The organism is Streptomyces sp. NBC_00104, from assembly GCF_045160825.1.
GTDB lineage: Bacteria > Actinomycetota > Actinomycetes > Streptomycetales > Streptomycetaceae > Streptomyces.
In genome coordinates this window covers 6,866,271-6,879,440 of sequence record NZ_CP108215.1, presented here as the reverse complement: position 1 = coordinate 6,879,440, position 13,170 = coordinate 6,866,271, and the positions used below count along the sequence as shown (strand labels likewise).

The following is a 13,170-nucleotide window of genomic DNA, read 5'->3' as shown; positions in this document are numbered from 1 at the left end:
GGTCAGTCCGCCTGGGCCGCCGCGTGCACGACGAACGCGGCCCAGGCGGAGGGGCCGAGGCCGAGGTGGGGGCGGGTGGTGTCCTTGGAGTCGCGGATGTGGATGGTGGCGGGGGTGGCGGCGATTTCTATGCAGTTGTCGCCCGCAGTGCCGCTGAACGTGGACTTGCGCCAGTCCAGGCCGACTTCAACGCAGCTGTCACCTTGATCCGTACTGTGGCTGGACCTGAACCACGCAGGTTCGGTGATGCTCATAACGCTCCTCTGATCCGCTCCAGCAAGCTCACGGAGTCCAGGGGACTGAGAGCCTGTGCGCGGAGTGTCGCATACCGACGGTGCAGGACGGCCGCCTCTTTTCCGTCGGCAATCAGGCGTCCGGTCTCCTGCCCCTCGGCGTAGGCGAGATGCCTCCCGTCTGGGTTCTCCAGCAGTGCCAGCGGGCCGTCCAGCCCCGCGTGCGCCTGGCATTCGAGCGGCATGATCTGGATCTCCACGTTGCGGAGTTGGGCGTGCGCGAGCATGTGATCGAACAGGCCCCGCGACACCTCGCTTCCGCCCAGACGACGCCGGACGATGTGCTCGTCCACGACGAAGCTGAACGAGGTGTTGGGCCGCTCGCGCAGCATGCCCTGCCGCTCCATCCGCGCGGCAACCTGCGCTTCCAACTGCTCGTCCGACAGCGGCGGGATGCGATTGCCGAACACCGCCCGCGCGTACCCCTCGGACTGCAACAACCCCGGAACCAGGCGGCACTCGTACGTAGCGAGGTATACGGCATCCCGCTCAAGCCTCGCCCACGTCCTGAACCACGCCGCCAACCCCGGCTGCCGAGCCATATGTCTGAACGCGCCCCCCACAGCCCCCGTGCTGCCCGTAGCCCCCTCCGCCAGCTCCACGAACCGCTGATCCGCGAGCCGACGCCCCAACTCGATGGAGGCGACGGAGTGTTTGGACAGATGGACGAGCGCCCCGAACTCCTCCCGGCTCAACCCCGCATGCTCCCGCAGCGCCTGCACAACGGCCCCGAACGCCTTCATGCTGTCCGACGACTCGGGCTCACCACCCGACCCCTGCGCCGCCCACTCCACACCGTGCACCATCAACCCAGAGTGACCGCTCGATCACCGTACTGTCCACCGAACAGCCACGTACTCCCCCCTCAGTACGCGCCGTACCGACCACCCCCTCCCGTTCATGACAACAAGCTGTAACATCCCTCCGCCCCATGCGTACGCCATGAGGGCCTGGTGAACGGGGGGTTCGGATGAGTGTCGGGATCGAGCGGGAGTACCGCAAGGCACAAGGGGTTCCGCCCTCTTACGTCATGCTGGTCGTCGCGGGCGGGCTGATCTGCGCCAACACGGTGTGGTCGATGACGGAGTTCGGGCGGTCGGGCCTGGACTGGCTCGTCGTGGTGGCCTGGACGGTCGCCATCGGCCGGGTGGGGCTGGAGCAGTGGCGGGCGCGTACGCTCGTCACGGCCGACGGGGTCACCGTACGAGGGGCGCTGCGCACCCGCACGTGGACCTGGTCCGAGATCTACGGCATCCGGGTCGAGGACAACAAGCGGGGCACCCCCCGCTGGTCGGCGTATCTCTACGCCACCGACGGGCGCCGGGCCCGCCTCCACCACCTCGACGACCACCAGCTGACCGACCCGATCGCCGAGGTCGCCGACCTGTGCGCCACCGCCGTACAGCTCGGGCTCACCTCCCTGGAGACGCGGCCCGACGTGGAGGAACGCGTCGAGCGCGAGGCGCGAAGGCGCAAGGCGTGGCAGCGGACGGCCATCGCGATCCTGGGGGTCGCGGCCGCCTTGTTCGTCTTCTCCATCTGGCTGATCGTCACCGACCGGCCGACGCACATGTACCTGCTGTTCGTGGGCATCCCGCTGGCCTGCGTACCCGTCCTGTTCCTCGCCCTGGACCGCTTCGGCGAGAGTCGCCACCGCCGCCTCACCCGCCCAGCGACTCGAACCGCCACCGGTGCACCGCCCGGCTGACCAACTCACCATCCGGCTCCGGCAGTTCGGGCAAATCCGCGTCGTAGTCCGCGTCCCACCACGTGATCACCAGTACGCGGTCCTGGGGCGCCCGGAGGGTCTCCCGGCGCAGGAGCCGTCCTGCTTCCCCCGGCAGCTCCTGCGCACGGGCCCAGGCGAGCAGTTCCTCGCCCCGGCCCGCCACGGCCCGCGCCTCCCACATCAGGGCGACGGTCACGAGTAGAGGTTGTCCTTCGCCAGCTCGTGCACATGATCGTGATCATGCCCGTGGGCATGACCGTGGGCATGCCCGTTCCCCGTCCCCGGCACATGTGGATCCGTCACCGGCAACGACGAGTCCGCCGACAGGTCCCAGTCCGAGGCGGCGCGCCCCCGCGCCACCATCTCGGCGCCCAGCGCGGCCACCATCGCCCCGTTGTCCGTGCACAACTTGGGTCGGGGCACCCGCAGTCGGATGCCAGCCGCCTCGCAGCGCTCCTGGGCCAGCACCCGCAGCCGGGAGTTGGCGGCGACGCCACCACCGATCATCAGATGGTCCACGCCCTGATCACGACAAGCCCGTACGGCCTTCCGCGTCAGGACGTCCACCACGGCCTCCTGGAAGGAAGCCGCCACATCCCGCACCGGGACATCCTCCCCCGCCGCCCGCCTGGCCTCGATCCAGCGGGCCACGGACGTCTTCAGCCCGGAGAAGGAGAAGTCGTACGCGGGGTCGCGGGGCCCGGTCAGCCCGCGTGGGAAGGCGATCGCGTTCGGATCACCCTCCTTCGCGTACCGGTCGATGACCGGCCCGCCCGGGAACCCGAGGTTGAGGACGCGCGCGATCTTGTCGAACGCCTCGCCCGCCGCGTCGTCGATCGTCGCGCCCATCGGCCGTACGTCCGACGTGATGTCCGTGGACAGGAGCAGGGACGAGTGCCCCCCGCTGACGAGCAGCGCCATCGTCGGCTCGGGCAGGGCCCCGTGCTCCAGCTGGTCGACGCAGATGTGGGAGGCGAGGTGGTTGACGCCGTAGAGCGGCTTGCCCAGCGCGTACGCGTACGCCTTCGCCGCCGAGACGCCCACCAGCAGCGCACCCGCCAGCCCCGGCCCGGCGGTGACGGCGATGCCGTCGAGGTCCTTCGCGCTCACCCCGGCTTCCTTCAGCGCGCGGTCGATCGTCGGGACCATCGCCTCCAGGTGCGCGCGGGACGCGACCTCGGGGACCACCCCGCCGAAACGGGCGTGCTCGTCGACGCTGGACGCGATCGCGTCGGCCAGCAGTGTCGTACCGCGCACGATGCCGACACCGGTCTCGTCGCAGGAGGTCTCGATCCCCAGGACCAGCGGTTCGTCAGCCATTGACCTAGCCATTGATCTCGGTTCCTTGTACGGATGTGGAAGGGTCGTTGAGGCGCATGACGAGCGCGTCCACGTTCCCCGGCTGGTAGTAGCCGCGGCGGAAGCCGATCGCCTCGAAGCCGAAGCGTTCGTACAGCTTCTGGGCGCGGACGTTGTCGACCCGGCATTCGAGCAGCACCTGCGCGCACTCGAAGGCGGTGGCGGCCCGCAGCAGTTCGGTGAGGATCAGCGCGCCGAGGCCGGTGCCCCAGTGTTCCTGGGCGACGGCGATGGTCTGCACGTCGGCGACGTCCCCGGCGGAGGCGAGGCCCCCGTAGCCGACGATCCGCCCGTCCTCGTCCGGGGACTCCGCCACGACGTACCGCCGGGTCGCGTTCGGGCCCCGCGCGTGGGCGAGGTCCGACCAGAACATGCCCCGGGACCAGGCGTCCTCGGGGAAGAGGACCTTCTCCAGCTCCAGGACGGGCTCGATGTCCCACCAGCGCATCTCGCGCAGCACGGCGGTCGTCACTTGGGGGTGACCACCTTGTAGTTCTTGGGCACCTGGGCGTCGGGCCGGCGCAGATACAGCGGCCGGGGCGCCTCAAGCTCCTCGCCCGCCGCGAGCCGTTCGGCGGCCAGCGCCGCGAGGGCGGCCGCGGAGACGTGCTCGGGCCCGCGGGCGTCCGGGAAGGTGTCGGGGTAGAGCGTCGCCCCGGCTCCCACCGCGGGCAGCCCGGCCACCAGCTCGGCGATCTCGGCGGGCCGGTCGACGGCCGGCTCGGTCGCTCTCGTCCGCGCGTCCTCGTAGCGCGCCCAGTACACCTCCTTGCGGCGGGCGTCGGTGGCCACCACGAACGGGCCCTCGACGTCGGCCGCGTACGCCAGCCCGTCGAGGGTGCACAGTCCGTGGACGGGGACCCCGAGGGCGAGGCCGAAGGTGTCGGCGGTCATGAGGCCGACGCGCAGCCCGGTGTACGGGCCGGGGCCGATGCCCACGACGATGCCGGTGACGGCGTCGAGGCGGGTGCCCGCCTCGGCGAGGACCCGGTCGACGGCGGGCAGCAGCAGTTCCCCGTGGCGCCGCGCGTCCACCTGGCTCGACGCGGCGACGACGTCCGTCCCGTCGTGCAGCGCGACGGTGACGGCGGGGGTGGCGGTATCCAGAGCGAGCAAGAGCACGCAAACAGCCTACGGCGCTTCGGCCCGCGCCACGGCCGACCTGGGACACGTCCCCTCTGCTGCTACCGTCACAGCACAGACGTACTTCAAGGGCGTACGTGGGTACGAGAGGTGGGCTCAGAAGGTGGCCAGTAGCAGCTCGGTATTCGTGGCCGGGCTCACCGCGGCGGCCATCGCCGCAGTCGGGTTCCTCACCTATCAGGCGTCGGCGCACGTGCCCGACGACCTGGGGAAGCCGTCCCCCTCCAAGTCCTCGGCACTCCCGAAGTCCAAGGCCCCCGCCGGGCAGGAGAAGGACACCGACGAGGTCCTCCCCGACGACTCGGGCTCCGGCGAGCGGGTCGTCTACTCCCTCGACGGGGACCGGGTCTGGCTGGTCGGCGCCAACGAGAAGGTCACCCGCACCTTCGAGGTCACCCCCAGCACGGTCGACCCCACCCCCGCCACCTACACGGTCACGTCACGCTCGGCCGCCGTCACCGGCTCCGACGGCACCCCGATCGAGAACGTCGTCCGCTTCGCCTCGGTCGACGGCGTCTCCATCGGCTTCAGCGCGGCCGTCGACGGCTCCACCCCCGAGCCCGACCCCGCCACCAAGACGGGCGGCATCCGCGAGGCCCGCAAGGACGGCCAGGCGATGTGGAAGTTCGCGGGCATCGGCACGAAGGTGGTCGTGGTCGAGTAGGGGGCCACTTTCAAGCGCCGGGGGCGGGTGTTTTTCAGGGGCGCGGGGAACCGCGCGACCAGCCCCCACCCACCCGCGGCCGCGAATCAAACGGCTCCACCCCGCCGCGGGCGCTACGCAGCCTTACGGCACCGTTCATCCACAGGCCGCCGCTCCTCCACCCGCACCGGCGGAGCGGGCGGCGGTGTGGACACGGCCTTCGCCGCCGCACACGCCGCCAACAGGTCCCGCATCGACACCCCGGCCACCCCGGACGGCTTTCGTTCCGCTGTCGACATGGACGCCTCCTGGTGCCACCGGCGAACCAAGTTAGGTAGACCTAACCAAGGACTGGTTACCATGTGACCACGCCGAGAACGACCAACGCAACATTTTGCCGACACCTCGTCGGAACAGACGACCGGCTCGACCACCTGGAGTTACGCGGACAGCACACCCAGCTCGACGGAGCCCCACCGCTCCCCCAGCCCGGTGACGCTCACGTGCCGTACCTCGTCCGTCGTGTCCCCGACCGCCCGATGGATGACCACGTTCAGCCGGTCGTCCGTCAGCTCCTCGACCTTCCCCTCGCCCCACTCCACCACGATCACCGAATCCGGCAGCGAGACATCGAGATCGAGGTCCTCCATCTCGTCCAGCCCGCCCCCCAGGCGGTACGCGTCGACATGGACGAGCGGCGGCCCCTCCCCCAGCGGGGGATGCACCCGGGCGATGACGAAGGTCGGCGAGGTGACCGCACCCCGCACCCCCAGCCCCTCCCCGAGCCCCCGGGTCAGGGTCGTCTTCCCGGCGCCCAACTCCCCGTTGAGCATCACGAGATCGCCCGCCCGCAACAGCTTCGCCAGGCGACGGCCCAGCTCCAGCATCTGGTCGGGCGAATGTACGGTGATCCGCAGAGACGTGCCGGACTCACCCGGGACGTGCGGTGCTGCTGGCGCTTCCATAACCACTTACGGTAGCCCCCGCCGGAACGGCCCCCGCCCGGGTGAGAAGGTCGGCGAGCCGGTCGGTCACGACCTCGGGGTGCTCCAGCATCACCAGATGCCCGGCGTCCGGCACCAGCACCAACTCCGCGTCCGGCAGCACGTCCGCGATCGCCTCGCTGTGCTCGCTCGGCGTGACGAGGTCCTTGACCCCGGCCAGCACCAGCACCGGCAGCTCGGCGAAGGTCACCAGTGCCTCGGTCTTGTCGTGCTCGGTGAACGCCGGGTAGAACTCGGCGACCACGTCGATCGGGGTGCCCTCGATCATCCGTTCGGCGAACCGCGCGACCGCCGGATCGACGTCCCGCGACGCGAACGAGTACCGCTTGATGAGCCCGGCGAACAGGTCGGCGGTCGCCCGCCGCCCCCGCTCCACCAGCGCGGCCTGCTGCCCCAGCGCCTTCAGCACCCCCGGCAGCACCCGCCGCACCGCGTTGACGCCCGCGACCGGCAGCCCGAAGTTGACCTCGCCGAGCCGCCCCGACGACGTACCGACCAGCGCGACGGCGACGACCCGCTCGCGGATCAGCTCCGGGTAGTGCGCGGCCAGCGCCATGACGGTCATGCCGCCCATGGAGTGCCCGACGAGCACGATGGGCCCCTCGGGGACCGCCGCGTCGATGACGGCCTTGAGGTCGCGCCCGAGCTGGTCGATGGTGACCGGCCGCTCGTCCTGCACCTGGGCCACCCCGCGCCCGGAGCGGCCGTGGCTGCGCTGGTCCCAGTGCACCGTCCGTACGACACCGCGCAGCGCGGCCCGCTGGAAGTGCCAGGAGTCCTGGTTGAGGCAGTAGCCGTGGCTGAAGACGACGGTGACGGGGGCCGGGGCCTTGCGGCCGAAGAGCCGGCGTCTGCGGGGCGAGAGACCGGCCTCGGGCTCGACGTCGTCGACCTCGTAGTACAGCTCGGTGCCGTCGTCGGCGTACGCCTTGGCCGGGGTGCCGCGCAGCGCCCCGTACGGGCCGGTGGAGTCGAGCGCGAGTTGGGCCTTCCTGCGCATGCCGCGTCCGACGGTGAGCCGCTCTATGGCGACGCCGGCCGCCGCGCCCGCCGCGACCACGCCTATCGCCGCCCCCGCGACACCGGCTCTGCGCCAGATCCCGTCGCCGGACGCGGCCGTGGCGGCGGCCGCGCTCGCGACGGCCTCCACGGCCTCCGCGCTGCTCTCGCTCACGTCCCGCTCCTCTTCGCCGACGTCCGGTCCTGCTGCCGATCCCGCTGTCGCTACGCTCCGCACATCAGTACGGAGTTACCACTCTTGTTCGTCTTTCACTTACTCGTGTTCCGTGCCGATCGTTCACGTACCCCGGATCACAGGCCCGTGATCACATACTCGGGGGCCGTGCTCACGGTCGCACGCGCCCGCTCACTCACCCGTGTCGGCTCACTCACCCGTGTCGACGTAGACGCGCGGAACGCGGGTTCCGATGCGCGTCACGATCTCGTACGCGATGGTTCCGGCCGCCTTCGCCCAGTCCTCGGCGGTCGGCTCGCCCCCGTCTCCCGCCCCGAACAGCACGACCTCGTCGCCGGCGGCGGGTTCGTCCCCGCCGAGGTCGACGACGAACTGGTCCATGGCGACCCGGCCCGCGACCGTCCGCCACTTGCCGCCGACCAGCACGGGCCCGGTGCCGGAGGCGTGCCGGGGGATGCCGTCCGCGTAGCCGACGGGGACCAGGCCGAGGGTGGTGGCGCCGGGCGTGACGTAGTGGTGCCCGTAGCTGACGCCGTGGCCCCCGGAGACGTGCTTGACCAGCGCGAGCGAGGCGCTGAGCCGCATCACCGGGCGCAGCCCGAGGTCGGCCGGGCTGCCCAGCTCCGGGCTGGGCGAGATGCCGTAGAGGGCGATTCCCGTGCGGACGAGATCGAAGTGCGCGTCCGGGCGGGTGAGGGTGGCGGGTGAGTTGGCGATGTGCCGCACCTCCGGGCGGACGCCCTGGTCCTCGGCGTACGCGACCATCTCGCGGAAGCGGGTGAGCTGGGCCTCGATGGACGGGTGCCCCGGCTCGTCGGCGCACGCGAAGTGCGACCAGAGTCCGGTGACCGTCACGAGCCCCTCGGCCTCCGCCCGCAGCGCCTCGGCGACGAGCTCCGGCCAGCTGTCGGGCTGGCAGCCGTTGCGCCCGAGCCCGGTGTCGGCCTTGAGCTGCACGCGCGCGCGTGCGCCCGCCGCACGGGCGGCGTCGGTGACCTCGCGCAGCGCCCACAGCCCACTGACCCCGACGTCCAGTCCGGCCTCGACCGCCTCGCGCCACGGGCCGCCCGGCGCCCACAGCCAGCACATCAGCCGCCCCGACAGCCCCGCCGCCCGCAGCGCCAGCGCCTCCTCCGGTGTGGCCGTCCCCAGCCAGGTCGCCCCCGCCTCGACCGCCGCCCGGGCACACCGCACCGCGCCATGGCCGTACGCGTCCGACTTGACCACGGCCATCAGCTCGGCACCCGGCGCCGACGCACGCAACGTCCGCACGTTGGCCCGCAGGGCATCCAGATCGATCTCGGCACGGGCCCGCAGGGGCGCGCTCCGCAGAGGTGCTGTCTCACTCATGTCAGCCCCAGTGTCTCAGAGCCCCGGAAGCCCCTTCGAACGGGCGCAGCCCGTTCGTTCGGGGCACGGCGATACGGAATGTCATTTGTCTGCTCGTCATGTGATCAGCGATACGTGCCGCACCCACCCGCGTGGGGGCGCCGCGCGTGCGGTCACCCGATAGCCCCGTGGGAAGTCACCCGATATGAGGGCTCACCGGGCGCCACCGGCGTCACGTACAGTCACATACGGCACACGACAGGTCGCGAACGGTACGACACAGGGGTTGATATGTGCGGAATCGTGGGTTACGTCGGATCGCAGTCCGCGCTCGACGTGGTCCTGGCCGGGCTGAAGCGGCTGGAGTACCGGGGGTACGACTCCGCGGGCGTCGCGGTACTGGCCGACGGCGGTCTGGCCGCCGCCAAAAAGGCCGGAAAACTGGTCAACCTGGAGAAGGAGCTGGTCGGGCGCCCGCTGCCGACCGGTTCGACCGGCATCGGCCACACCCGCTGGGCCACGCACGGCGGCCCCACGGACACCAACGCCCACCCGCATCTCGACAACGCGGGCCGGGTCGCCGTCGTCCACAACGGCATCATCGAGAACTTCGCCGCGCTGCGCGCGGAACTGGCCGAGCGGGGCCACGACCTGACCTCCGAGACGGACACCGAGGTCGTCGCCCACCTGCTCGCCGAGGAGTACTCGTCGTGCGACGACCTCGCGGAGGCGATGCGGCATGTGTGCCGTCGGCTGGAGGGCGCGTTCACGCTGGTCGCGGTGCACGCGGACGCGCCGGACGTGGTCGTGGGCGCCCGCCGCAACTCCCCCCTGGTGGCCGGTGTCGGCGAGGGCGAGGCCTTCCTCGCCTCGGACGTCGCCGCGTTCATCGCCCACACTCGGTCGGCGATCGAGCTGGGCCAGGACCAGGTGGTCGAACTGCGCCGCGACGGCGTGACGGTGACGACCTTCGACGGCCGCCCCGCCGAGGTCCGCTCCTTCCACGTCGACTGGGACGCGTCGGCGGCGGAGAAGGGCGGCTACGACTACTTCATGCTCAAGGAGATCGCCGAGCAGCCCAAGGCGGTCGCGGACACGCTCCTCGGCCGTATCGACGCGGCGGGCTCGCTGTCCCTGGACGAGGTCCGGATCCCGCACTCGGAGCTGCGCGAGACGGACAAGGTGGTCATCGTCGCGTGCGGTACGGCGTTCCACGCGGGCCTCATCGCCAAGTACGCCATCGAGCACTGGACCCGTATCCCGTGCGAGGTGGAGCTGGCGAGCGAGTTCCGCTACCGGGACCCGATCCTCGGCCCGCGCACCCTGGTCATCGCCATCTCCCAGTCCGGCGAGACCATGGACACGCTGATGGCCCTGCGCCACGCCCGCGAACAGGGCGCCCGCGTCCTCGCCATCTGCAACACCAACGGCTCGACGATCCCCCGCGAGTCCGACGCGGTCCTCTACACCCACGCGGGCCCGGAGGTGGCGGTCGCCTCGACGAAGGCGTTCCTGACCCAGCTGGTGGCCTGCTACCTCGTCGCGCTGTATCTCGGCCAGGTGCGCGGCACCAAGTGGGGCGACGAGATCCGGGCGGTGATCCGCGACCTCTCCCGCATCTCCCGCGAGGTGGAACGGGTCCTCGAAACGATGGAGCCGGTACGGGAGTTGGCGCGCACCCTCGCCGACAAGAACACGGTGCTGTTCCTGGGCCGTCACGTGGGCTACCCGGTCGCTCTGGAAGGCGCCCTGAAGCTCAAGGAGTTGGCCTACATGCACGCGGAGGGCTTCGCGGCGGGCGAGCTGAAGCACGGCCCGATCGCCCTGATCGAGGAGGACCTCCCGGTGGTCGTCGTGGTCCCGTCCCCCGCCGGCCGCTCCCTCCTCCACGACAAGATCGTCTCCAACATCCAGGAGATCCGCGCGCGCGGTGCCCGCACGATCGTCATCGCGGAGGAGGGCGACGAGGCGGTGGTCCCGTACGCCGACCACCTGATCCGCATCCCGGCGACCCCCACCCTGCTCCAGCCGTTGGTGGCCACGGTCCCCCTCCAGGTCTTCGCCTGCGAACTGGCGACGGCGCGGGGCAACGAGGTGGACCAGCCGCGGAACCTGGCGAAGTCGGTGACGGTGGAGTGACCCGGCGAGTCGTGGAGTGACCCGGCGAGTCGTGGGGGCTGGGGCTCCGCTCGTCCCCAGCTCGTCGGCGTCACCGTAGGGTGCGGATCATGCCCATCATCGGAGTCGGCATCGACGTCGCCGAGATCGACCGTTTCCGCGCCTCGCTGGACCGCACCCCCAGCATGGCCGATCGCCTCTTCCTCCCCAGCGAACTCCTGCTCCCCAGCGGGGAACGCCGGGGCATCGCCTCCCTCGCGGCGCGCTTCGCCGCGAAGGAGGCCCTCGCCAAGGCCCTGGGCGCCCCCAGCGGCCTGCGCTGGACCGACGCCGAGGTCTACGTCGAGCCCTCCGGCCAGCCCCGCCTCCGCGTGACCGGCACGGTCGCGTCCCGCGCCTCCGAACTGGGCGTCAAGTCCTGGCACATCTCGTTGAGCCACGACGCGGGGGTGGCCTCGGCGGTGGTGATCGCCGAGGGGTGAGGGGCGCGTCACAGCTCGGGCACGTGTCAGGGGCGCCTGACAGCTCGGGGGTGCGCGTCAGGGGCGCCTGACAGCTCAGGGGTGCGCGTCATCGGGCGGCTGCGGGCCGTACGTGGCCGATCGCGCAGTTCCCCGCGCCCCTGAAGGGGCACGACTGCCCGCCCCCTCCCTCACAGCCGCGGGCAACCCTGCCGCCCCGCCCCAACTGCGGGCAATCGTGCCGCTGGGGCGATGGGGGTCCCCCCCGCTCGAGCGAAGCCGAGAGTGGGGGAGGGTGGGCGCAGCGGCACCTCGTCACCGCCGAGCAGCGGACCCACCCCCGCCCGGCCACAGCGGAGGGCACCCAACATCCCCGCCCAGTGACAGCCAACCGCACCCCGCACCCCCGCCCAGCTGCACCCACCCCCCACCACAAGGCAGACTCATCCCCATGCGCTCAGCCCACCGTGTCGAAACCGTCCGCACAGCCGAACGCACCCTGATGGCCCGGCTCCCCGACGGCGCCCTGATGCAGCGCGCGGCCGCAGGCCTGGCCGCGGCCTGCGCGGACGTCCTCCCCCGCCGGGTGTACGGCAGCCGCATCGTCCTCCTCACCGGCAGCGGGGACAACGGCGGCGACACCCTCTACGCCGGCGCCCGCCTGGCCAAACGTGGCGCGGGCGTGACGGCCGTCCTCCTCACCCCCGACCGCACCCACCCGGACGCCCTCAAGACCCTCCTGCGAGCAGGCGGCACCACGACCACCCCCCACTCCGCCGCCGCCCCCATCTCCCGTGCCGACCTCGTCCTGGACGGCATCGTCGGCATCGGCGGCAAGGGCGGCCTGCGCCCCGAAGCCGCCCACCTCGCCGACCTCGTGGCCGCCTCCCGGGCCACGGTCGTCGCCGTGGACCTCCCGAGCGGCATCGAACCGGACACCGGCGAGGTGCGCGGCGCAGCCGTCCGCGCCGACCTCACCGTCACCTTCGGCACCCACAAGCCGGGCCTCCTCATCGACCCGGCCCGCGCGTACGCCGGCTCGGTCCGTCTGATCGACATCGGCCTGGCGGACACCCTCCCGGCCGCCCCGGCCCTGGAATCCCTCCAGCACGCCGACCTGGCCGCCCTTCTCCCGCACCCGTCCCAGGAGAGCGACAAGTACCGGCGAGGGGTCGTGGGGATCGTGGCGGGCTCCGCCCGCTACCCGGGCGCGGCGGTCCTCGCGGTCGCGGGCGCCCTGCGCGGCGGAGCGGGCGCGGTCCGCTACGTGGGCGCGGCCACCGACGCGGTCCTGGCCCGCTTCCCGGAGACCCTGGTCTCGAACACGGGCCCGAAGAAGGCGGGCCGGGTCCAGGCCTGGGTGGCGGGCCCCGGGGCCGGCGACGACCCGGCCCCCGTCGCCGAGGCCCTCTCCACCGACGTCCCCGTCCTCCTCGACGCCGACGGCCTCCGCCTCGCCGACCGCGACACGGTACGCACCCGCCCGGCCCCGACCCTGATGACCCCGCACGCCGGAGAAGCCGCGGCCCTCCTCGGCATCTCCCGCGAGGAGGTGGAGGCCTCCCGCCTGACCGCCGTCCGCGAGCTGGCCCGCGCCTACGACGCGACGGTCCTCCTCAAGGGCTCCACCACCCTGATCGCCGCCCCCGACCCCGACGCCCCGGTCCGCGTCAACCCGACCGGCACCCCCTGGCTCGCCACCGCCGGCAGCGGCGACGTCCTCTCCGGTCTGGCGGGCTCGCTCCTGGCCGCCGGTCTCTCCCCGCTGGACGCGGCGAGCGCGGCGGCGTACCTCCACGGCCTGGCGGGCCGCTACGCCGCCGACGGCGCCCCGACGGGCGCCCACGACGTGGCGGAGGCGATCCCGGCGGCATGGCGGGACATCACCGCCTGACC

The 13,170-nt window shown here is 72.1% G+C and carries 14 protein-coding genes; 5 read left to right on the top strand and 9 right to left on the bottom strand.

The genetic code is table 11. The features are described from left to right. Nucleotides 1-2: 2 nt before the first annotated feature. Both OG272_RS30375 and OG272_RS30370 read right to left on the bottom strand, forming a co-directional pair. Entirely contained in the window at nucleotides 3-254 is a 252-nt protein-coding gene (locus tag OG272_RS30375) for a DUF397 domain-containing protein (RefSeq protein WP_326578544.1), read from the bottom strand. Then, a complete protein-coding gene (locus OG272_RS30370; protein WP_327728156.1) occupies nucleotides 251-1,099 on the bottom strand; it encodes a helix-turn-helix transcriptional regulator in 849 nt (282 codons plus the stop codon). The genes OG272_RS30375 and OG272_RS30370 overlap by 4 nt, the downstream gene beginning before the upstream one ends. Nucleotides 1,100-1,263: 164 nt before the next feature. On the opposite strand from OG272_RS30370, the gene OG272_RS30365 reads away from it, so the two are divergent. Further along, on the top strand, nucleotides 1,264-2,001 hold the full coding sequence (locus tag OG272_RS30365; protein ID WP_327728157.1) for a PH domain-containing protein: 738 nt from the start codon (nucleotides 1,264-1,266) through the stop codon (nucleotides 1,999-2,001). On the opposite strand, the gene OG272_RS30360 is transcribed toward OG272_RS30365, so the two are convergent. From OG272_RS30360 to tsaB, 4 genes are read right to left on the bottom strand one after another with little or no spacing between them, the layout of a single operon-like run. Further along, nucleotides 1,955-2,218, bottom strand: a complete 264-nt coding sequence (locus OG272_RS30360; RefSeq protein ID WP_327728158.1) for a hypothetical protein — start codon at nucleotides 2,216-2,218, stop codon at nucleotides 1,955-1,957. The two genes, OG272_RS30365 and OG272_RS30360, sit on opposite strands and share 47 nt — an antisense overlap. Beyond that, the gene (tsaD, locus tag OG272_RS30355) at nucleotides 2,215-3,342 is read right to left on the bottom strand and encodes a tRNA (adenosine(37)-N6)-threonylcarbamoyltransferase complex transferase subunit TsaD (protein ID WP_405895276.1); all 1,128 of its coding nucleotides are present in this window, start codon (nucleotides 3,340-3,342) and stop codon (nucleotides 2,215-2,217) included. The genes OG272_RS30360 and tsaD overlap by 4 nt, the downstream gene beginning before the upstream one ends. Before the next feature lie 4 nt (nucleotides 3,343-3,346). Beyond that, nucleotides 3,347-3,829, bottom strand: a complete 483-nt coding sequence (rimI, locus tag OG272_RS30350) for a ribosomal protein S18-alanine N-acetyltransferase (protein ID WP_326585663.1) — start codon at nucleotides 3,827-3,829, stop codon at nucleotides 3,347-3,349. A 20-nt stretch (nucleotides 3,830-3,849) separates the two neighbouring features. After that, nucleotides 3,850-4,503, bottom strand: coding sequence for a tRNA (adenosine(37)-N6)-threonylcarbamoyltransferase complex dimerization subunit type 1 TsaB (gene tsaB, locus OG272_RS30345; protein WP_327728160.1), 654 nt, complete (start codon nucleotides 4,501-4,503; stop codon nucleotides 3,850-3,852). A 124-nt stretch (nucleotides 4,504-4,627) separates the two neighbouring features. Here tsaB and OG272_RS30340 point away from each other — a divergent pair, with 124 nt between their 5' ends. Continuing rightward, nucleotides 4,628-5,188 (top strand): hypothetical protein, encoded by a 561-nt coding sequence (locus tag OG272_RS30340; protein ID WP_326578556.1) that lies wholly within the window; start codon nucleotides 4,628-4,630, stop codon nucleotides 5,186-5,188. A 419-nt stretch (nucleotides 5,189-5,607) separates the two neighbouring features. Here OG272_RS30340 and tsaE read toward each other — a convergent pair whose 3' ends face one another. The 3 genes from tsaE to alr form a co-directional block, all read right to left on the bottom strand. Further along, nucleotides 5,608-6,132, bottom strand: coding sequence for a tRNA (adenosine(37)-N6)-threonylcarbamoyltransferase complex ATPase subunit type 1 TsaE (gene tsaE, locus OG272_RS30335; protein WP_326578559.1), 525 nt, complete (start codon nucleotides 6,130-6,132; stop codon nucleotides 5,608-5,610). Next, nucleotides 6,098-7,345 (bottom strand): alpha/beta hydrolase, encoded by a 1,248-nt coding sequence (locus OG272_RS30330; protein WP_326578561.1) that lies wholly within the window; start codon nucleotides 7,343-7,345, stop codon nucleotides 6,098-6,100. Before OG272_RS30330 ends, tsaE begins: the two co-directional genes overlap by 35 nt. Nucleotides 7,346-7,555: 210 nt before the next feature. Continuing rightward, nucleotides 7,556-8,716, bottom strand: coding sequence for an alanine racemase (gene alr / locus OG272_RS30325; protein ID WP_405895273.1), 1,161 nt, complete (start codon nucleotides 8,714-8,716; stop codon nucleotides 7,556-7,558). A 270-nt stretch (nucleotides 8,717-8,986) separates the two neighbouring features. On the opposite strand from alr, the gene glmS reads away from it, so the two are divergent. From glmS to OG272_RS30310, 3 genes are all read left to right on the top strand, one after another. Continuing rightward, complete coding sequence (gene glmS, locus OG272_RS30320; protein ID WP_326578565.1) at nucleotides 8,987-10,834, top strand: glutamine--fructose-6-phosphate transaminase (isomerizing); 1,848 nt, start codon at nucleotides 8,987-8,989, stop codon at nucleotides 10,832-10,834. Between the two features lie 89 nt (nucleotides 10,835-10,923). Then, a complete protein-coding gene (locus OG272_RS30315; RefSeq protein WP_326578566.1) occupies nucleotides 10,924-11,295 on the top strand; it encodes a holo-ACP synthase in 372 nt (123 codons plus the stop codon). A 430-nt stretch (nucleotides 11,296-11,725) separates the two neighbouring features. Then, on the top strand, nucleotides 11,726-13,168 hold the full coding sequence (locus OG272_RS30310) for an NAD(P)H-hydrate dehydratase (RefSeq protein ID WP_405895271.1): 1,443 nt from the start codon (nucleotides 11,726-11,728) through the stop codon (nucleotides 13,166-13,168). Nucleotides 13,169-13,170 lie beyond the last annotated feature (2 nt).